We start from the raw sequence: 20868 nt of genomic DNA, 5'->3' as shown, positions 1-20868 counted from the left end.
GGCTGCTACAGCGGGCGGCTGTCGCTGAGCGTGCCGTCGCTGACCTCGCCACTGTCGGAGCCGGCGGGTTCGAGCGAAATCATCGGGGACTTGCGCTCCAGCGCCCGGAAGACGACGAAGCCAAGGGCGCAGCCGAGGAACCAGCTGTAGTTGCCGATCCAGGTGGCGTTGACGGCGGTGGCGCCGGTGTCGAGCAGCATCTTGGGGATCAGCACGGACGCGATGGAGATGGCGCCGCTGATGGCCACCGCCTTGACGGCGTTCGGATTGTAGCCGTTCCGGAACCAGTACCGGCCGGTTGACTTCATCGTGTACATGTCGTCCACCCAGACTTTCTGGCGGCTCACCACGTAGTACCCGGCGATCAGGATGCCGAACAGCGGGCCGATCAAGGCGCCCAGGACGCCGAGGGTGTAGTGGATGGCGTCGTTGTTGGAGTACCAGTTCCACGGGGTCAGGATGACGGAGCCGACGGCGGCAATCATGCCGCCGGCCCGCCAGCTGATTTTCTGCGGGCTGACATTGGAAAAGTCGAACGCCGGTGAGATGAAGTTGGCCACGATGTTAATGCCCACGGTGGCGATGACGAAGGTGAGCCCGCCCAGCAGCACGGCGAACACGGTGTCGATTTCCTGGACGGTCTTCACCGGATCCGTGATGAGGCGGCCGAAAACCGGGATGGTGGCGGAGGCCGTGATGACGGTCAGCAATGAGAAGAACAGGAAGTTCACGGGCAGGCCCAGGAAGTTGCCCTTCTTGACGGCCTTGTAGCTCTTGCCGTAGCGGGCGAAGTCACCGAAGTTGAGCATCGGGCCGGAGAAGTAGGACACCACCAGCGCGATGGCGGAGATCATCACGGGGATGGAGGCCGCGAAGTCCAGGGGCGGTCCGCTGGACAGGTTCAGGCTGATGTTGCCGATTCCCGCCTTGGAGACGAGGTAGATGGCGAGGACCAGCATGACGACGTAAACCGCTGGGCCGGCGAAGTCGATGAACTTGCGGATGCTTTCCATGCCGTTCCAGAACAGCGCTGCCTGGGCCACCCAGAGGATGCCGTAGCAGATCCAGCCCAGGGCGGAGAGGCCCAGGAAGCCGTTCTGTTCGACGTCGTACAGCGGTGCCATGCCGGGGAAGAACTTGAGGAAAACGATGACCAGGGCTTCGGAGGCGAGGAAGGTCTGGACGCCGTACCAGGCCACCGCGATCAGCCCCCGGATGATGGCCGGGATGTTCGCGCCCTTGACGCCGAAGACGGCGCGGTTGATGACGGGGTACGGGACGCCGGTCAGCTGGCTGGGCTTCGCCACGAGGTTGCAGAAGATATTGACGATGACGATGCCGACCAGCAGGGCCACGAGGACCTGCCAGCTGGCCAGGCCCAGGGCGAAGAGGCTTCCCGCCGTGACGTAGCCGCCGATGCTGTGGACGTCCGACATCCAGAAGGCGAACAGGTTGTAGCTGGTCCAGCGCTGGTTCTTCAGGGGGACCAGGTCCTCGTTGCTGAGCTGGGGATCGTAGTCGGGGAGCTGGCCGGTGCGGGCGGGCGCTTCAACCCGGGCTGCGGCCATTGCGGAGTCTGTCATGGGTTCCTCAGAAAGATTGGGACAGCCGCCGATCCGGCCGTTTCACACTTTCAATTAGATGGAACCAATGTTTCAGAGCTGTTTCTGGCGCAACAAATCCTGTTTACTTTCCTTCGATCTCGCCCAGGGTGTCGAACAGGCCCGTGACCTCGCGGACCCGCTCGCGGCCGGCGCGTCCCGAAGCCATCAGCACTCCGTTCGCCAGGGCACTGGCCAGGCTCATGGCTGCGGCGTAGCTGTCAAAGGCGTAGGCGCCGTCCACCGGGCACTCAAGCCACAGGGTGGCGTCGGCCGCCAGCCGGCGTGCGCTCGGGTCGCCGATCAGAATGACCGTCGCTCCGGTGGCCGATGCGGCCTGGAGGAGCCTGCGGAACCCGGCGGGCCGCCGTCGGAAGCCGAACAGGACCACCGCGTCCCCGGCTCCCAGGCCGGCGAGCTCTTCACCGAGGCTCTGCCCGGGCTGCGGCGCCACAGAAACCGCGGGGCGGCACTGCAGGAGCTGCTGCCGGAAATGCAGCGCCACGGGAAAGCTGTTGCGGAATCCGAGCAGCAGCACCGTTCCGGCGTCGGCGAGCTTGCCGCTGGCCGCCGACAACTTGTCCTCGTCGAGTGATTCAGCCAGCCGGCGCAGGTTTTCCTGTTCCTGCGCCAGATGGGCGGCCAGGCCGCCGTCGGACGACTGCGGACCCAGCGGCATCCCGCTGGAACGGATGGACCGGGTGTGTTCCTTGACCTCGTTGAAATCCTCGAAACCGAGCCGCCGGAATAGCCGGCTCATCGTCGCTTTGGAAACGCCGCTCAGCCTGGCAAGTTCGGCAGCGTTGTAGACGGCGAGGTCGCCAAGGCGGTCCAGGAGCGTGTCTGCCGCCTTCTGTTCCTGGGGGCTCAGCTCCGCATACTGCCGTTCGATTCGTTCATCGATCCTCATGAAACAACCGTCTCACAGCGGGAGCAAAGCGCGAACGGACAGTTGAGGCCCTTCCGGGAGGGGCCTCAACTGTCCGTTCACGCTGCGTGGTGGCCTGCGTGGTGGCTTGTGGGGGTGGCGGGGGAGCGTTAGTGGTCAGATTTCGACGCCGACTCGACCGGAACCTCCTTGCCGTCGCAGTCGATCAGCTTGCCGTCTTCGAAACGGTCGCCGTGGGCCAGGCACTTGAGGTCCTCCTCGCGGACCACGCGGCCGGTGCCCGCCACGAAGACGGACTGGTTCTCCGAGTTGCCGGCCTTGAGGTGGTTGAAGAGCAGGTTCAGCAGGATGGCCATGACGGCAGCCGAGCTGATGCCCGAGTGGAAGATGGTGCCGAACCAGGACGGGAACTTGTCATAGAACGCCGGCGCAGCGATCGGGATCATGCCGAAGCCGATGGACGCCGCAACGATGATCAGGTTCATGTTGTTCTTGTACTCCACTTTGGCAAGTGTCCGGATGCCGCTGGCGGCAACAGTTCCAAAGAGTACGACGCCGGCACCGCCCAGGACGGGAGTCGGCACCGCTGCGACCACGCGGCCCAGAACCGGAAGCAGGCCAAGGATCACCAGGATCAGGCCGCCGGCGCTGACCACGAAGCGGCTCTTGACGCCCGTGATGGCCACCAGGCCCACGTTCTGGGCGAAGGCGCTCTGGGTGAAGGAGTTGAACAGGGGCGAGATGGCGCTGGAGAGCATGTCAGCCCGCAGGCCGTCGCCGATGCGCTTGGAGTCAACCTTGGTGCCCACGATCTCGCCCACGGCAATGATGTCGGCGGAGGTCTCGGTGAGCGTGACCAGGATGACGATCAGCATGGAAATGATCGCGGCGAGCTCGAAGGTGGGCGGACCGAACGCAAACGGGGTGGGGAACGCGACGATTTCACCCTGGCCCACCTTGGAGAAGTCAGCCATGCCGAACACGAACGCGATCCCCGTGCCGAGCACCATGGCCAGCAGGATGGAAAGCCGGGAGATGGCGGCGTTGCCCACCTTGCTGAGCAGCAGCACGATCGCCATGGTGGCCGCGGCCAGGCCGATGTTGGCCATGCTGCCGTAGTTCGGGGCCTTGCTGTTGCCGCCCATGGCCCAGTTGGCCGCAACCGGCATCAGGGTCAGGCCTATTGTGGTGATAACCGTTCCCGTGACCACCGGCGGGAAGAAACGGATGATCTTGGAAAACAGCGGGGTGATGAGCAGGCCGATCAGCGAGGCTGCAATCACGGAGCCAAAGACGGCCTGTATCCCGCCGCCGCCGTGGACGATCGCCACCATGGTGGAAACGCCGGCGAAGGAGACGCCCTGAACCAGCGGGAGCTTGGACCCGAAGAACGGAATGCCGATGGTCTGCAGGATGGTGGCCAGGCCGCCGACGAAAAGGCAGGCGGCAATCAGCAGGCCGATGTCCTGCGAAGACATCCCGGCGGCTGCGCCGATGATCAGCGGCGGGGCGATGATGCCGCCGTACATGGTGAGGACGTGCTGGAAGCCGTAGGCGAATGTGCTTCCGAGGGGCAGCCGCTGGTCTTCGGGTCGGTCGGACTGCTTGCGGCCGGTGGCGGACGGTGCAGCGCCGGATTTCTTCTTGGTGTTCATGGCAGACTTTCTTGGTGTTCATGGCAGACGTCTTTGTCTGGCTAACGGTGTCTGGCTAACAGTTTTGAATCGTTGGTGGTGCCGGGCAACGCGGGCGGCGGGCGGGCCGCGCCGCCCTGGTGGGTGCGCGGCCCGCTACGTGCGGCTTAGCAGAAGCCGGCGATGCCGGACCAGGCGATGTCCGCCGGGGCGGCATCCTCGCGCTGAACCGTGGCCTCGATCAGGCCGTACGGGCGGTCGGCGGCAAAGAAGACCTCGTTGGGGTTGTCGAGGCCAAACGGCGAGAGGTCCACCAGGAAGTGGTGCTTGTTGGGCATCGAGAACTTGATCTCGTCGATCTCGCTGTGTGCTTCCAGGACCTTGGCGCCCATGTCGAACAGGGTCTGCTGCAGGGCGTGGGAGTACTTTTCGGTGAAGCCCTCCAGCAGCAGGCTCTTGACGTCTTCGTAGCTCTTATTGAAGTCCAGCGAGCTGAAGTCCGTGTTGGCGTTGAAGCGCCAGCGGGCGGAAACATCCGTCGCCAGGATGCGGTCCGTGGTTTCCGGCAGGGTGGTGTACTTGTCCCGCGGGTAGCCGACGAAGCCGGACTGGGTGGACTTGAGGACGGTGAGGTCCTTCAGGCCCGAGATGAGGTGCGTTGCCGCGCCGTCGCGGACCAGCACCGCAGTGCGGACTTCCTGGCCTTTGCGCACGAAGGAGTGGTCGTGTTCCGCGCCGTGGGCCTGGATCCGGTCCCAGCTGTAGGACTCGGCTTCCCAGCGACCCCCGCTGACCCAGTCGAAACTGGACGTGAAGTGCTCGCCCAGCCGCAAGAGGAAGGCCTCCGGGGAGCCGACTCCCTCACGGGCAAACGCGTAGATGGTGTTCTTCTGAGTGTCCGTGGCCACGACGTGGCTGTTGTCGCCCTCGAGGTGGGCGGCGGCGAAGTCACCGCGGAGCTGCGAGGTGACGTTCAGGTCTTCGATCTCGTGGCGGTCGGTGTCGCGGGTGATCTTGACGACCCGGACTTCGGCTTTGCCGTACTGGTTCTGGCCGAGGATGATTTTGCTGCTCATGGTCTGTTCCCAACTTCCGTGATGTGGAACCAAGGTTCCATCATTGAAATTAAGCGCGTGTTACACACGCGTTTCTGATGGAGCCGACCCAACAAAAAAGAGCCGGCATCCAATGACGCCAGCTCATTACGACCCTGCCTGCTGCTCCCAGGTTACGTGACCTACGCCACGAGTTGGTTTAAAGCGTAGCCGAGCTTCGCCATGGTGTACATCACTCATTGAAAAATCCGATTGTGACCGGCGGCCTCCTGAACCATTGACGAACTGTCTGGCCGGGCTCTACGCTATTTCACATAGCAAAAGTTATTTTCCATTTTGCGGAAGTTGAGACCGCGACCAACCACCTCGGAGGAGGATCAGATGTACCAGCAGGACACGACGCCGGTTGCACCGGCACAGACGGCGGCACCTTCAGTCCAGGAGTTCTACCTCCCCCTCGGAGGGGGAACAGATCCGGACTTCTACCTGCCCGCAGACCGGGAGCACGTCCCGGGCCGCTTCTCGCGCTGGGTCCACGGCCTGCCGGGTTTCGGCGGCCAACGTTCGTCACGAAGCTGACGACGCGCATCAGGCCCCCGGGCGCCCCGGCCACTCCTTGCCGGCCCATGGGTCGTAATCGGCGATGAGCTCCTCCTGCGGCGGACGCTCCGCTTCGGGGATGTGCTGCAGGTTCACCCGCACCCTGTACCAGAGCGAGCTCGATCCACGCATTCCGTCCACGAGCACGTCGGCGGGGTGCAGGCCCGGGACCAGTTCCGCATGCAGGGTCTTCCACTCGTCGAGCGCCGCTAACGCCTCGGGCTTGGTCCTGGTGCGGGCCACCTCGATGAGCGGCATCACCGACTGCCGGCGGCCGGAGCCGTCACCGCTGCGCGGCGGTTTCTCGGCCGGCCCGAGCTCGGCCGCCAGCGCGAGGAGACCGTCGAGCGTGCCGACCGCATCGTCGATCCCGGCGTGGGGGTCGCCCACCTCCGCGAAGCGCTCGAGCACTGTGGGCACCGTGAACTGTTCGGGGCGGATGGAGCGGACCTCGTCCCACGTCAGTGGCGTCGAGACCCGGGCGTCGGGCAGGGGCCGGATCGAGTACGCGGATGCCACGGTGCGGTCCTTGGCGTTCTGGTTGAAGTCGACGAACACACTCTCGCCGCGCTCCTCCTTCCACCACCGCGCGGTGGCGAGGCCGGGAGCGCGGTTTTCGACCTCGCGGGCGAGGGTCTCGGCGGCGATCCGCACGTCGCGGTACGACCACTGCGGCGCGATGCGCACCAGGATGTGGAGTCCGCGCGACCCGCTCGTCTTCGGCCACCCCACCAGCCCGACGTCGTCAAGCACCTCCCGCGCGACGTAGGCAACGTCGACGATTTGCGACCAGTCGACGCCCGGCATCGGATCAAGGTCCACCCGGAGTTCATCGGGGTGCTCGAGGTCCTCGGCGCGCACGGGATGCGGGTTGAGGTCGAGGCACCCAAGATTCACCACCCACGCCAGGCCGGCGGCGTCCCGGATGACGGCCTCTTCGGCTGACGTTCCGGACGCGTAATGCAGCGTTGCCGTGTCGATGAAGTCAGGGTGGTTTTCCGGCACGCGCTTCTGGAAGAACGGTTCGGCGTCGATGCCCTTCGGGAAGCGCTTGAGCACCATCGGCCGGCCGCCGGCGCCGCGCAGCGCACCGTCCGCGACGGCGAGGTAGTAGCGCACCAGGTCGAGCTTCGTCAGCCCGGGCTCGGGGAAAACCACCTTGTCCGGACTCGAGATGCGCACCTCGGTGCCGTCAATGGTGAGGATCTCGGCCGGGGTCTTCGACGGGCTCATTCCGCCACGCTAGCAACGATCGGATGCCGCAGCCAGACCCGCCGGCGCCGCCGGCTCAGCCGTTCGGCGCCGCCGGCCGCAGCCAGAACCGCCGGCTCAGCCGTTCACCCGCCTAGCCGTTCACCAGCTTCCGGGCCGCGGCCGAGTGCTCCGCGATCAACCCGGCAACATCCAGCCCCGGAATCTGCCCGTCCACTACGCGCCACTGCCCGCCCACCATCACGCGGTCGGCCCGGTCCGCGCCGCAGAGCAGGAGCGCTGCGAGGGGATCGTGGCTGCCGGAGAACCGCAGGTCATCGAGCCTGAACAGGGCAAGGTCCGCCTGCATTCCGGGTGCCAGCTGCCCAAGATCGGAGCGCCCCAGTGCCGCCGCCGACCCCCGCGTCGCCCAGCCGAGCGCCCGCTCCACCGGCACCTGCGCCCCGTAGCGCAGCCGCTGCAGGTACAGCGCCTGCCGCGCCTCGAGGATCATGTTCGAGGCATCGTTCGACGCCGATCCGTCCACTCCCAGCCCCACGGGCACGCCCGCGTCCTCCAGTTCCAGCACGCGGGCAGTGCCCGAAGCCAGCCGCATGTTGGAGGTGGGGCAATGTGCGACGGCGGTGCCCGCGGCTCCCAGCGCGGCGATCTCGGCATCGCTGAAATGGATGCCGTGGCCCAGCCAGGTCCGGCTGCCCAGCCAGCCCACACTCTCCAGGTACTCCACCGTGCGCAAGCCGAACATCTCCCGGCAGAAGTCCTCCTCGTCCAGGGTTTCGGCCAGGTGTGTGTGCAGCCGGACGTCATGCCTGTCCGCCAAAACCGCGCTTTCGGCCATGATCTCCTTGGTCACGGAAAACGGCGAACACGGTGCCAAGGCGATCTGGATGACGGCACCGTCGCCGCGCTCGTGGTACTCGCGGATGAGCCGTTCGCTGTCCGCCAGGATCACGTCCGGCGGCTGGACGGTGGACTGCGGCGGCAGCCCGCCGTCGTCCTCCCCGAGCGTCATGGAACCGCGGGTGAGCGTTGCCCGCATTCCCAGCTCCCGCACGGCGCGGACCTCGATGTCGACGGCGTCCTCCATGCCGGCGGGGAAGAGGTAGTGGTGGTCCGCCGCGGTGGTGCAGCCGGAGAGCAGCAGTTCCGCGAGGGCGACCGTGGTGGCCAGCTCCAGGTCCCGCGGCGTCAGCCGCGCCCAGACCGGGTACAGGTTCTGCAACCACGGGAACAGCGGGACGTTGGCCACCGGACCCCAGGCGCGCGTCAGCGTTTGGTAAAAGTGGTGGTGGGTATTGATCAGGCCGGGCAGCAGGACGTGGCTGCCGGCGTCGAACGTTTCCTGGCAGGGTGCGGACGGCAGCTGGCCGGCGGCGAGCACTTCCGCAATGACGCCGCCGCTCACCACGATGCCGCCGGCGGCGTCCAGCGTGTTCGCGGTGAACGCCGCGAGCGGATTACGGATCCAGAGCCGGGAATCGGCAGGGTGGTTGGTCATGGGGCGGGCTCCTGTCTGAGCGTGCGGACGAAATGCCAGCTCAGTGAGGGCCTGTCTGCTGATCCAGGCATCCCGGCGGGTGCGAACGGGGCGCCGGTTGGGCATCAGCGTAGGACGGCGGGAAGTGCCGCGTCAACGCACCTGTTTGTGACGGCCCGCGGCGCCACATGGGTAACCCGAATTTCACATCACGAAATTAACTTTCCGAAAACCTATGGCGCAGCTCACGTTCCGGTGCTAGTCTCGATTCTGCCAAAGGCGGGCCCCCGGACACCGGGGAGGCTATCTACCAGGCGCAACTTAACCTTCAAAAGCACATGCTGAAGCCTGGTAACCGTCGCATCTGGCCCTTTCGTTCCACCTCGGCGTACCGGCTTCCCGGCAAAAGGGAGTCGCATCATGAGTACCACCGTCACGGCCCAGGAATTCCTGGCCAGATCCATCGAGTTGGCCACTGCCAACGTCCTCAACAGCGGCGGGCCGTTCGGGGCCGTCATTGTCACCGCAGACGGACAAGCGTTCGACGGCGTCAATCGCGTCACCGCCACGAACGACCCCACAGCCCACGCCGAAGTCACGGCCATCCGCCGCGCGTGCAGCGAACTCGGCACGTTCGACCTCACCGGAGCCACCCTGTATACCAGCTGCGAGCCGTGCCCCATGTGCCTGGCCTCGGCGCTGTGGGCCCGCGTGGAGCGCGTGGTGTTCGCGGCGGACCGGCACGACGCCGCCTCCGTGGGTTTCGACGACGCAGTCTTCTACGAATACTTCGAAAACGACCAGCGTGATGCGCTGATGCCCGTGGCCCGGCTGGAGCTCGAGGATCCGCAGGCTCCTCCGGTCCTCGAACCGTTTACCACCTGGAACACGCTCGACTCCAGGATTGACTACTAGGGCCGGTGGCTGAGATGACAATCCTGGACACTACTTCCGAAGGGCATCCGCAGCACGGCGGGCAACAGCAGCCGGCACCCCCCAGGCGCCCCCAGCCGTCGAATGCTTTCCTGGACCGCTTCTTCGAGATCACCAAGCGCGGTTCCACCGTGGCCCGCGAGGTCCGCGGCGGCCTGGTCACCTTCTTCACCATGGCCTACATCGTCATCCTGAACCCGCTGATCCTGGGCGGCTTCAGCGCGGACAACGCCCCCACCGACGTTGCCGGGGGCTGGCTGTCCGCCGCCCAGGTGGGCGCCGTCACCGGCCTCACCGCCGGCGTCATGACCATCCTTTTCGGCCTGATCGCCAACCTGCCCTTCGGACTGGCGGCAGGCCTGGGGATCAACTCTTTCCTGGCCGTGGCCGTCATCCAGGAAGTCACCTGGGCCGAGGCCATGGGCCTGGTGGTCATCAACGGCATCCTGATCGTCCTCTTCGGCGTCACCGGCGCCCGGACCGCCATCTTCCGGGCCGTCCCGAAGGAGCTCAAGGCCGCCATCACGGTGGGCATCGGGCTGTTCATCGCCTTCATCGGGTTCGTGGATTCCGGCTTTGTCCGGGCCACCACCGCGGGCCCTCCGGTCCAGCTGGGTGACAACGGATCCATCACCTCGGTCCCCACCCTGGTGTTCATTGTGGGCCTGCTGGTCATGGGCGTCCTCGTGGCCCGCAAGGTGCAGGGCGGGCTGCTGATCGGCATCGTGGCCACCACCGTGCTGGCCGCAGTGGTGGAGGCAATCATGAAGATCGGACCGGGCAGCGCGGCCAACCCCGGCGGCTGGCACCTGAACACGCCTGTCCTCTCCGGCCAGCTGGTGTCCGCCCCGGACCTCTCCCTGGTGGGTCAGTTCGACCTGTTCGGCGCCTTCGGCCGGATTGGCGGGCTCGCTGCCACCATGCTGGTGTTCACTTTGGTGTTCACCAACTTCTTCGACGCCATGGGCACCATGACCGGCCTGGCCAGGAGCGCCGGTGTGGCGCACAAGGACGGCACCTTCCCGCGGCTGAAGTCGGCCTTCATTGTCGAAGGCCTGGGAGCCGTGGCCGGCGGTGCAACGTCAGGTTCTTCGAACACGGTGTACATTGACTCCGCCGCGGGCATCGGGGAAGGCGCCCGCACCGGACTGGCTTCCGTGGTCACCGGCGTGCTGTTCCTGGGCTCGATGTTCCTGACCCCGCTCACGTCAGTGGTGCCGCTGGAAGTGGCCGCCGCAGCGCTGGTGGTGGTGGGTGCGATGATGATGGCCCAGATCCGCGAGATCAAGTTCAGCAAGTTCTCCGTGGCACTGCCGGCCTTCCTGACCATCGTCACCATGCCGCTGAGCTACTCCATCGCCAACGGCATCGGCGTGGGCTTCATCTCCTGGGCGGTCATCAGTGCCTGCTCCGGCAAGATCCGGAAGGTGCACCCGCTGATGTGGGTGGTTACTGCCGGCTTCCTGGTGTACTTCGCCCGCGGTCCCATCAACGCCCTACTGGGCGCGTAGGTACCCCGCGTAGGGACCACACAGACCGGACCGGGGCTGGCAGATGGGGCCGGCCCCGGTCCACCAAACTGATGATCCACCAAACTGCAACGCAACTGACGCAGGCGCTACAACGGCCGGTGCTTCCCCCGGCGCAGGATAGGAACGAGAATATGGACACCATCGCCGCACAGGACAAGGGAGTGCAGCAATGTTGGATCTGATGCCGTCACTGAGGGAATGGCAGCCCGCCGTCACCGGCCGGCGCTGTGCCGTAGCCACCGTCGTGGGCGCCGGCGGATCCGTGCCGAGGCCGCTGGGCACGTCCATGCTTGTGTCCGAAGCCGGTGACGTCCTGGGCAGCCTGTCCGGCGGCTGCGTTGAAGGCGCCGTCGTGGAGGCGGCGCTGGCGGCAATGCACGACGGCGGCACGCGCCGTGAGTTTTTTGGCTACAGCGCCGAGGACGCGTTCGCCGTCGGGCTCACCTGCGGCGGGGAGTTGGAAGTCCATATCGAGCCGCTGGGAACGGCGCCCGGGGGGCTCCGGCTGGAGAACCTGCGGGCCCTTGCAGGGAACGGACCTGCCAGCGCCCTCGCGCTGATCCGGCGGGTGGACGCAAACGGGGGCGGCGCCGTCGTGATCCCGGACCCGGCAAACTTCAGCATGGAACAATCCGTGCGGCAGTCCGCGGAACTTGCGGCGCTGCTGCGCGTGCCTGAGCTGTCGACGCGCGCGGCGGCACGCCTGCTGCGGGCGGCGGCCGCCCAGCTGGAACCGCTGCTGCGCGGTGGCCGGACCGGGCTGGTGCGGCTTGCCCCGCCGGAGGGCTGCCTCTCCGGCGCGGATGTGCCACAAAGCGCCGGGACCGGCACAGGAACCGTCCCAGACACCAGCCCGGAGCCCATCACCCTGCTCGTGGAGAGCCGGCTGCCGCCGGCCCGCCTGCTGATCTTCGGTGCCAACGACTTCGGCGCCGCCCTGCTGCCCGCCGCCCAGCTGCTGGGCTACCACGTGACCCTGTGCGACGCCCGCCCGGCCTTCGCAAGCCAGGCACGGTTCGCCGGAGCGGATCAGGTGGTCACCGCCTGGCCGCACCGCTACCTGGCGGAGGAAGCCGCGGCCGGGCGGATCGACTCCCGGACCGTGGCCTGCGTCCTGACCCACGACCCCAAGTTCGACATCCCCCTGCTGCAGACGGCGCTGGGCCTGGACCTGGCTTATGTGGGCGCGATGGGCTCGCGGCGCAGCCACCGCCAGCGCGTCGATTCGCTGCTTGCCGCCGGAGTCAGCGCCGAAGACCTGTCCCGGCTGCATTCGCCCATTGGGCTGGATCTTGGCGCAGTCACGCCAGCCGAAGTGGCGGTGTCCATCACGGCCGAACTCGTGGCCAGCCGCAGCCGCGGCGCGGGCGCCTCGGTGCAGGCCGCTTCGCTGAAGGACGGCACGGGTCCTCTTCACGGCGCAGGCCCCATTCACACGGGTACAACTCAGAACGTCAACACAGCGCAACACCAGGAGACTCCATGGACATGAACACCATCGAGGCCGTGGTCCGTACCGAGGATCCGGCCGAATGGCGCGACGGCGATGCCTGGCTTGCCGGCGGAACGGTCCTCTTCTCCTACGGGAGCCTGGCGTTCGGCAAGGAGCCGCTCCGGCGGCTGCTGGACCTCGGCGCCGCCGGCTGGCCCGCCGTCACACTGACAGATGACGGCATCGAGCTTGCGGCCACCTGCACCGTGGCGGAGCTCTATGCGCTGCCGGAGTCGGACGCTCTGGCGGCCTTCGCCGGCGGGGAACGTGCAGCCGCCTGGCCCGCCCTGGACCTCGTCCGCCCCTGCTGCGATTCCTTCGTAGCCTCCTTCAAAGTCTGGAATATGTCCACCGTTGGCGGCAACCTGTGCACCTCCCTGCCCGCCGGTCCCATGATTTCGCTTTGCGCGGCCCTCGACGGCCAGGCAACTGTCCTTGGCCCGGGCGGTGCGGCCCGCACCGTGCCGGTGGCGGACTTCGTCACGGGGGACGGCAAAAACTGCCTGGCCCCCGGCGAGCTCCTGCGCAGCATCCACCTCCCGGCACGTGCACTGGCCGCCAGGGTGGCGTTCCGTCGGCTGTCGCTCAGCAACCTGGGACGGTCCGGGGTGCTCCTGATCGGAAGGCTCGACGCCGACGGCACCCTGGTCCTCACCGTCACCGCCGCCACCAGGCGACCCGTACAGCTGCGCTTTCGGGCTCCGACGGGGGATGACCGGTCCGGCGCCCCGACGTCGGCAGCTGCCCTCGTTGACGCACTCGACGCCGCCATCCCGGCAGGGCTCTACCACGACGACATCCACGGCCTGCCCGCCTGGCGGAAAGACATGACGTACCGGCTGGCGGAGGAAATCCGGGCCGAACTGGCAGCCCCGGCCGGGGATCCGCCGGCCCGCGTCTCCGGGGATTTCTGGCCGCCGCAGCGAAAAACACCCCGGCAAGGTCCACCTCAGCACACAGCCACACCGCAGGCTTCGCCTCAGCAGGAAGGGGCCTGAGCATGGCCAACGAGACCACCCGCACCATTGAAATCAACGGGGTGCCGGCTGCCGCCGAGCCGCGCCCCGGCCAGTGCCTGCGCACATTCCTGCGCGAGCAGGGCAACTTCGGCGTCAAGAAGGGCTGCGACGGCGGCGACTGCGGTGCCTGCACGGTCCATGTGGACGGCACTCCCGTGCACAGCTGCATTTACCCGGCCGTGCGGGCGGAAGGGCACGCCGTCACCACCGTCGAGGGCCTGGCCGGGACAGCATCCGACGCCGGCACCCTCCACCCGATGCAGCAGCAGTTCCTGGACCGGCAGGGATTCCAGTGCGGATTCTGCACCGCCGGCATGGTGATGACGGCCGCCACGTTCACGGAGGAGCAGAAGGAAAACCTGCCCCGGAACCTGAAGGGAAACCTTTGCCGCTGCACCGGGTACCGGGCCATCGACGATGCCGTCTGCGGCCGCGAAGGACACCCGGACCCGAAGGGCCCCGGGTCGGGCATCGCCGGTGAAGGGCAGCCCGAACCGAAGCCAGGCCAGCTGGGTGACGACGTTCCCGCCCCCGCCAGCTTCGCCGTCGTGACGGGCAAGGCCCGTTACACCCTGGATGTGCCCGCGGAGGAACTCCCCGGCTTGCTGCATTTGAAGCTCGCACGGTCGCCGCACGCCCACGCGCGGGTGATCTCCATTGACTCAACCGCGGCCCTCCGGGTCCCCGGCGTGGTGGCCGTTTTCACCCACGAGGATGCCCCGGCACAGCTGTTCTCCACCGCCCAGCACGAGCTCTACACCGACGATCCGGATGACACCCGCGTCCTGGACGACGTCGTGCGGTTCACCGGACAGAAGGTCGCCGCCGTCGTCGCCGATTCCGTGGCGGCGGCGGAGGCGGGCGTGCGTGCGCTCAAGGTCGAATATGAGGTGCTGGACGCCGTCTTCACCCCGGAGGACGCGATGCGGCCCGGTGCCCCTTCGGTCCACGGCGGGAAGGACGCAGCCACGGCGCGCATCAGCCGGCCCGAACAGAACGTTGTGGCGGAGCTGCATTCGGAACTGGGCAGCGTAGCCGAAGGGTTTGCCGAGGCCGACTTCATCCATGAACAGACCTACCGGACCCACCGGGTGCAGCATACTGCGCTGGAAACGCACGCCGCGATCGCTTCGGTCGACGACGACGGCCGGCTCCAGGTCCGCACCTCCAGCCAGGTCCCGTTCCTGGTCCGGCGCACCCTCGCACGGGTCTTTGACCTGCCGGAGGAGCAGATCCGGGTGGTGGCCGGACGGGTGGGAGGCGGCTTCGGCGGCAAGCAGGAGGTGCTCACCGAGGACGTCGTGGCCCTCGCCGCGCTGAGACTGAACCGCCCCGTGCAGCTCGAATTCACCCGGACGGAACAGTTCACGGCCGCCACCACCAGGCACCCGTTCACCATCCACCTCAAGGCCGGTGCCAGCAAGGACGGCCGGCTCACGGCGCTGCAGCTGGACGTGCTCACCAACACCGGCGCCTACGGCAACCACGCCCCGGGCGTGATGTTCCACGGCTGCGGCGAATCCCTCGGCGTGTACAAGTGCGCCAATAAGAAGGTGGACGCCCACGCGGTCTACACCAACACGGTGCCGTCCGGGGCGTTCCGGGGCTACGGGCTGAGCCAGATGATCTTCGCCATCGAGTCGGGCATCGACGAGCTCGCCACCGGGATCGGGATGGATCCGCTGGAGTTCCGCCGCCGCAACATGGTCCTCGAAGGTGACGACATGCTCTCTACCCACTCCGAGCCGGAAGAGGATGTGCACTACGGGAGCTACGGGCTGGACCAGTGCACCAGCCTGGTGCAGGACGCCCTTGCACGCGGGCTCGAGCGGTACCGCGCGGCGGGGCTGGATGACCTCGGCCCGGACTGGGTCACGGGGGAGGGAACGGCGCTGTCCATGATCGACACCGTCCCGCCGCGGGGCCACTTCGCCCACTCCAGGCTCCGGCTCCTTCCGGACGGAACGTACGCCGCCGACGTCGGGACCGCCGAATTCGGCAACGGCACCACCACCGTCCACGCGCAGCTCGCGGCCACCGCGCTGTCCACGAAGGCGGGGCGCGTCACGGTGCGGCAGTCGGACACGGACCTGGTGCAGCACGATACCGGCGCGTTCGGCTCGGCCGGCACCGTAGTGGCAGGGAAGGCCACCCTGGCCGCGGCGGAAGAGCTCGCTATCCGGATCCGGGCGTTCGCCGCCGGCATCCGCCAGGTGCAGTCCTCCGGCTGCGTGCTGGAGGAGGACGCCGTCGTCTGCGAAGGAACCCGGGTCCCGCTGACGGAAATTTTCGACGCCGCCGAGCAGGCCGGCGTCGAGCTTGCCACCGAAGGTCACTGGGGCGGGACGCCGAGATCGGTGGCGTTCAACGTCCAGGGCTTCCGGGTGGCGGTCAATACGGGAACCGGCGAGCTGAAGATCCTGCAGAGTGTCCAGGCCGCGGACGCCGGAGTGGTGGTCAACCCGCGGCAGTGCCGCGGGCAGATCGAAGGCGGGATCGCGCAGGCCCTCGGCGCCGCGCTGTACGAGGAAGTGAGGGTGGACGACGGCGGAAAGGTCACCACGGACATCCTGCGGCAGTACCACATCCCCACCTTCGCGGACGTGCCCCGCAGCGAGGTGTACTTCGCCGAAACCAGCGACAAACTGGGCCCGTTGGGGGCGAAGTCAATGAGCGAAAGCCCCTTCAACCCGGTGGCGCCGGCGCTCGCCAATGCCATCCGGAACGCCACGGGCGTGCGGTTCGCAGAGCTGCCCATCGCACGGGACAAGATCTACCTTGGACTGAAGGAGGCGGGGCTCGCCTCTCACCTTGAGAGCGCTAACGGCCTATAGTCGGATGATGGAAAAGCGAATGTTGGGCAAGACCGGACGGAACGTCTCCATCGTCGGACTGGGGACCTGGCAGCTTGGCGCGGACTGGGGCAACGTGGACCCCGCGCAGGCGCAGGCCATCCTGGCGGCGTCCGTGGAAGAGGGCGTCACGTTCTTCGACACCGCGGACGTCTACGGCGACGGGCGCAGCGAGCAGGCCATCGGCGCTTTCCTGGCGGACAACCCGGGGCTGGACATCACGGTGGCCACCAAGATGGGCCGCCGGGTGGAGCAGCGGCCGGAGAACTACACCCTCGCCAACTTCCGCGCGTGGACGGACCGGTCCCGGCGCAACCTGGGCGCTGAGCAGCTGGACCTGGTCCAGCTGCACTGCCCGCCCACCGCCGTGTACAGCAACGCCGAGGTCTACGATGCGCTGGATACCCTCGTGGCGGAGGGCGTCATCCGGAACTACGGCGTCAGCGTGGAACGGACGGACGAAGCCCTCGAAGCCATGCGCCCTGACGGCACGGCCACCGTGCAGATCATCCTCAACGCGTTCCGGCTCAAGCCGCTGGACGAAGTGCTGCCTGCGGCGGAGGCTGCCGGGGTGGGCATCATCGCCCGCGTCCCGCTTGCCTCGGGGCTGCTCTCCGGGAAGTACACCTCCGACACCGCCTTCGCGGCGGACGACCACCGGAACTACAACCGCACCGGCTCGTCGTTCGACGTGGGGGAGACCTTCTCCGGAGTGGATTATGAGCAGGGACTCAAAGCGGTGGCCGAGTTCGAGGAACTGGTGCCCGACGGCGTCAGCACCGCCCAGGCGGCCATCGCCTGGATCGCGGCGCAGGACGGCGTCAGCACGGTGATCCCGGGTGCGCGGAACGTGGAGCAGGCCCGCTCCAACGCCGCGGCCGCGGCGGTCAGCGGCATCGACGCAACGTTCGACGTCGGGGTCCACGAAATTTACGACCGCTACTTCCGCGAATCGATCCACCCGCGCTGGTAAGGGGCTGCTGCCCGCCCGCGCAGATGAGTCGGCGCTGGTTAGGCGGGATGCGGCCGGCTAGTCAGCCGGATACCACACCCGCTTTCCTTCAACGCGTGCGAAGGAGGTCAGGGTGTGGGGTTTGGCGGACTTTTCGGTCATGATGTCCAGCACGTTGGCGTTCCGGACCAGGAGGGCGTCTCCTATCAGTGAGCGGTGGCAGCGCCAGGGGACGGCTTCCGCGCACATGATCGCCGCATTGTTGGTCCGCCCGCGTTCCATCAGCTGATCGATGGCAGCGGAAAACTCCTCGGTCTGCATATAGTCCGCGTACCCCCGGAAGGACGCGTTCCGCCAGGCGCCGTTGGGGCTGTCCTTTCGCGCGTGCCGCAGGCCGCCGAGGGATTCCATCCGCCGGTAGGTGATCCCGGCGTCGCGCACGCTCACCGCCAGGGCGTCCGCGTTGAACTGCGGATTGTGCCGGGACTTGGGAACGGTGCGCACATCGATCAGCTTCCTGACGCCGTGGGCTTTCAGGAGGCCGATGAATTCGTCGATGGGATGAGTGGAGTGCCCAATCGTGAAGATGGTCATGTCCGCCATGCCCCAATGCTAAGGTGCGGGCGCGGGCACGGGCCGCTCCGGATATTCTGGTTGCCCGACGAGCTGCCACGGGAAGCGGGTAGGGAATGGGTTCATCCTCCATCGAGGGCTTTGTTGACCGGCTCGCGGCTGTGGCAACTGGACCGGGGTGCAACAACTTCTTTGATCACGCCGTCCCGGGAAATGCGCACCGCCGGCGGAACCTGGGCATCTACCTGCAGGAAATGCTGGACCGCTCCCCGAAAGTGCTGCTGGTGGGGGAGGCCCCCGGTTTCCGGGGCATGCGGATCACCGGCGTTCCCTTCACCAACCGCACCATGCTTGAGGGGCCGGCCAACAGCTTCGGTCTGTTCGGGCCGGGGAAGGGCTATGTGCTGCCGGCGGAGGCTGCGGGAGTCGCAGCCGAGCCCACCGCAACCGTGATGTGGGAAGTGCTGGCCGAACTCGAATTCCTTCCCGTGCTGTGGAGCGCCTGTCCTTGGCACACCCATGTGCCGGGGAGGCCGCTGTCCAACCGCACTCCGAAGCCGGCCGAAGCAGCCCTCGGAACTCCGTTCTGGCAGGCGCTGACGGAACTTTTTCCCGTTGAAACTGTGGTGGCCGTGGGCAACGTGGCGCACCGCAGCCTGCAGCGGAGCGGCCTGGACGTGCCCAAGATCAGGCATCCGGCCCATGGCGGCCGGTCCGGTTTCAAGCGGGGACTGGAGGAGCTGATCTCGGCCGGGATGAAACCCTGAGCCGTTACTGGCCTGTGCCGTTACTCGAGCAGCCGCAGCTGGTCCGGCGTATCCAGGTCGTCGCCGCCGGACTGGTCGGTGCAGTCCACCAGGTCGATGAGATCGGGGTGGGCCTGGAGGAAAAGCCGCGCACCGGCGTCGCCCGTTGCCGATTCCGCCGCCTGCTCACGCAGGGTGGCGTCCAGCAGCAGCGGGTGGCCCCGCCGGAGCGAGCCGTCCGGTCCGCGGTAGGCGGCGGACGTCACCCGGCCCGGCCGGTGCGCTGCCAGCAGCCGCGCCACTGTTTGCGGGGTCAGGCCGGGCTGGTCCACGAGCGCGACGAGCACGTGGTCCCCCGTTGGTGCGGCCGCTACTCCCGCCCGGAACGAGCCGCCCATGCCGTCCTGCCACTCCGGGTTCCGGATGACCGTGTGGCGCGTCAGGTCGGCGGTTTCAGCCACCCTGCCCGCCTCGGCCCCGAGGACCACCACGACGTCGCGGCATCCGCCGTCGAGCAGCACCCCGGCGAGCACTTCCACCAGGGTGCTGCCGCGGAACGGCAGCAGGGCCTTGGGCCCGAGCCCCAGACGGGACCCGGAACCGGCGGCGAGCAGCACCGCCGTCGTACTCCGCTCCAGTGAGTCAGCCATCGTCCCAGCCTATTACCAGGCCTCCCTCCTCCCCACAGGATTTTTTGTCCAGATAATGCGACTTGGAAGCCCTTTTGGGGCCATTATCTGGACAAAAACTCCACTTCTGGGTGGGTTCGGGTTAGGCGTCGCCGCCCGCTCCGCCGGTGGTGCCGGCGTTCACGTCCAGGAGTTTGTAGCGGTCCATGGCGTACGACGGCGCGCCCTCCTCTACGTCGCCCCTTGCCGCGAGCAGCTGAAGCGTCTTCACCACGATGGAGTGGGTGTCGTTCTTGAAGAAGCGGCGGGCTGCGGCGCGGGTGTCGGAGAAGCCGAAGCCGTCCGCGCCGAGGGAGGCGAACTCGTTCGGGAGGAACTGGCGGATCTGGTCCGGGACGGCCTTCATGTAGTCCGAGACCGCCACGACGGGGCCCTCCGCATCGGCCAACTGCCGGACCACAAACGGGATCCGGGCCGGTTCGCCGGGGTGGAGGAACGCTTCCTCCTCGGCGGCGAGGCCGTCGCGGCGGAGTTCGTTCCAGGACGTGACGGACCAGACGTCCGCGGAGACGCCCCAGTCCTCGGCCAGGAGCCGCTGGGCCTCCAGCGCCCAGGGCACCGAAACGCCCGAGGCCAGGATCTGGCTCTTGGGACCTTCCACGCCCGACGCCGACACCCGGTAGATGCCTCTCAGCACACCGTTGACATCGAGGTTCTCGGGTTCCTTGGGCTGGGTGATGGGTTCGTTGTAGACCGTGATGTAGTACATCAGGTTGCGGTCGGTCGAATCCGGCCCGTACATGCGCTCGATGCCGTCGCGGATGATGTGGCCCATTTCGTAGCCGTAGGCGGGGTCGTAGGTGACCACTGCCGGGTTGGTGGCGGCGAGGATGGGGGAGTGGCCGTCGGCGTGCTGGAGGCCTTCGCCGGTGAGGGTGGTCCGTCCTGCGGTGGCGCCGATGATGAAGCCGCGGGTCATTTGGTCCGCTGCTGCCCAGAAGGCGTCGCCGGTGCGCTGGAAGCCGAACATGGAGTAGAACACGTAGACCGGGATCAGCGGTACGCCGTGGGTGGCGTAGGCGGTGCCGGCGGCGGTGAAGGCTGCGACGGCGCCGGCTTCGTTGATGCCGGGGTGGATCAGCTGGCCCTGGGCGGATTCCTTGTAGGCCAGGACCAGGTCCCGGTCCACGGACAGGTAGTTCTGGCCGCCCGGGTTGTAGATCTTCGCCGTGGGGAAGAACGCATCCATGCCGAAGGTCCGTGATTCGTCCGGCACGATGGGAACGACCCGGTGCCCGAACTTCTTGTCGCGGAGCAGGTCCTTCAGGAGCCGCACGAACGCCATGGTGGTGGCCGCCTGCTGCTTCCCCGTTCCCCGCTTGGCCACGTCGAATGTCTTGGCTTCGGGCAGCTCAATAGCGGGGTGGTTGGGCCGGCGCTCAGGCGCGTAGCCGCCGAGTGCCGCGCGGCGCTCAAGGAGGTAGGCGATCTCGGGAGCGTCTGCTCCGGGGTGGAAGTACGGCGGGCTGTAAGGATCCTCCTCCAACCGGGCATCCGGAATCGGAATCCTCAAGTAGTCCCTGAATTCCTTCAGGTCCTCCAGGGTGAGTTTTTTCATCTGGTGGGTGGCGTTGCGGCCTTCGAAGTGCGGGCCGAGGCCGTAGCCCTTGAC

Annotated in this window: 17 protein-coding genes; 8 read left to right on the top strand and 9 right to left on the bottom strand. The window is 67.3% G+C overall.

Annotated features, from left to right (window positions below; genetic code table 11):
• Nucleotides 1–5 precede the first annotated feature (5 nt).
• The 4 genes from WMN78_RS15500 to pucL all read right to left on the bottom strand — a co-directional run bounded on the left by WMN78_RS15500 (nt 6) and on the right by pucL (nt 5200).
• Nucleotides 6–1583, bottom strand: a complete 1578-nt coding sequence (locus WMN78_RS15500) for an NCS1 family nucleobase:cation symporter-1 (RefSeq protein WP_340534620.1) — start codon at nt 1581–1583, stop codon at nt 6–8.
• Between the two features lie 103 nt (nt 1584–1686).
• Entirely contained in the window at nt 1687–2511 is an 825-nt protein-coding gene (locus WMN78_RS15495; protein ID WP_340534619.1) for a MurR/RpiR family transcriptional regulator, read from the bottom strand.
• A gap of 128 nt (nt 2512–2639) precedes the next feature.
• Nucleotides 2640–4145, bottom strand: coding sequence for a nucleobase:cation symporter-2 family protein (locus tag WMN78_RS15490; RefSeq protein WP_340534618.1), 1506 nt, complete (start codon nt 4143–4145; stop codon nt 2640–2642).
• Between the two features lie 146 nt (nt 4146–4291).
• Nucleotides 4292–5200 (bottom strand): factor-independent urate hydroxylase, encoded by a 909-nt coding sequence (pucL, locus tag WMN78_RS15485; RefSeq protein WP_340534617.1) that lies wholly within the window; start codon nt 5198–5200, stop codon nt 4292–4294.
• Between the two features lie 360 nt (nt 5201–5560).
• Here pucL and WMN78_RS15480 point away from each other — a divergent pair, with 360 nt between their 5' ends.
• Entirely contained in the window at nt 5561–5758 is a 198-nt protein-coding gene (locus tag WMN78_RS15480; RefSeq protein ID WP_340534616.1) for a hypothetical protein, read from the top strand.
• Between the two features lie 9 nt (nt 5759–5767).
• Here WMN78_RS15480 and ligD read toward each other — a convergent pair whose 3' ends face one another.
• Nucleotides 5768–7012, bottom strand: a complete 1245-nt coding sequence (ligD, locus tag WMN78_RS15475) for a non-homologous end-joining DNA ligase (RefSeq protein WP_340534615.1) — start codon at nt 7010–7012, stop codon at nt 5768–5770.
• 112 nt (nt 7013–7124) lie between these two features.
• Nucleotides 7125–8489, bottom strand: a complete 1365-nt coding sequence (locus tag WMN78_RS15470) for an 8-oxoguanine deaminase (RefSeq protein ID WP_340534614.1) — start codon at nt 8487–8489, stop codon at nt 7125–7127.
• 399 nt (nt 8490–8888) lie between these two features.
• Between WMN78_RS15470 and WMN78_RS15465 the strand changes: the two genes are divergently transcribed.
• From WMN78_RS15465 to WMN78_RS15440, 6 genes are all read left to right on the top strand, one after another.
• A complete protein-coding gene (locus WMN78_RS15465; protein ID WP_043483989.1) occupies nt 8889–9383 on the top strand; it encodes a nucleoside deaminase in 495 nt (164 codons plus the stop codon).
• Nucleotides 9384–9397: 14 nt separating this feature from the next.
• Complete coding sequence (locus WMN78_RS15460; protein ID WP_340534621.1) at nt 9398–10912, top strand: NCS2 family permease; 1515 nt, start codon at nt 9398–9400, stop codon at nt 10910–10912.
• 190 nt (nt 10913–11102) lie between these two features.
• Nucleotides 11103–12425, top strand: coding sequence for an XdhC family protein (locus WMN78_RS15455; RefSeq protein WP_340534613.1), 1323 nt, complete (start codon nt 11103–11105; stop codon nt 12423–12425).
• Nucleotides 12416–13423, top strand: coding sequence for an FAD binding domain-containing protein (locus WMN78_RS15450; RefSeq protein WP_340534612.1), 1008 nt, complete (start codon nt 12416–12418; stop codon nt 13421–13423). Before WMN78_RS15455 ends, WMN78_RS15450 begins: the two co-directional genes overlap by 10 nt.
• A gap of 2 nt (nt 13424–13425) precedes the next feature.
• Complete coding sequence (locus tag WMN78_RS15445; RefSeq protein ID WP_340534611.1) at nt 13426–16278, top strand: molybdopterin-dependent oxidoreductase; 2853 nt, start codon at nt 13426–13428, stop codon at nt 16276–16278.
• Nucleotides 16279–16285: 7 nt separating this feature from the next.
• Nucleotides 16286–17269, top strand: a complete 984-nt coding sequence (locus tag WMN78_RS15440) for an aldo/keto reductase (protein ID WP_340534610.1) — start codon at nt 16286–16288, stop codon at nt 17267–17269.
• Between the two features lie 57 nt (nt 17270–17326).
• On the opposite strand, the gene WMN78_RS15435 is transcribed toward WMN78_RS15440, so the two are convergent.
• On the bottom strand, nt 17327–17851 hold the full coding sequence (locus tag WMN78_RS15435) for a DUF488 domain-containing protein (protein WP_340534609.1): 525 nt from the start codon (nt 17849–17851) through the stop codon (nt 17327–17329).
• A gap of 86 nt (nt 17852–17937) precedes the next feature.
• Between WMN78_RS15435 and WMN78_RS15430 the strand changes: the two genes are divergently transcribed.
• Nucleotides 17938–18588, top strand: a complete 651-nt coding sequence (locus WMN78_RS15430; RefSeq protein WP_340534608.1) for a uracil-DNA glycosylase — start codon at nt 17938–17940, stop codon at nt 18586–18588.
• A gap of 20 nt (nt 18589–18608) precedes the next feature.
• On the opposite strand, the gene nboR is transcribed toward WMN78_RS15430, so the two are convergent.
• On the bottom strand, nt 18609–19217 hold the full coding sequence (gene nboR, locus WMN78_RS15425; protein ID WP_340534607.1) for a nicotine blue oxidoreductase: 609 nt from the start codon (nt 19215–19217) through the stop codon (nt 18609–18611).
• A 121-nt stretch (nt 19218–19338) separates the two neighbouring features.
• On the bottom strand, nt 19339–20868 hold a 1530-nt coding region (locus WMN78_RS15420; protein ID WP_425341161.1), incomplete at its 5' end, for a transketolase-like TK C-terminal-containing protein.

It is taken from the genome of Arthrobacter oryzae, from assembly GCF_037911235.1.
GTDB classification, from domain to species: Bacteria; Actinomycetota; Actinomycetes; order Actinomycetales; family Micrococcaceae; genus Arthrobacter; species Arthrobacter oryzae_E.
This window is presented reverse-complemented; position numbering and strand designations above follow the sequence as displayed.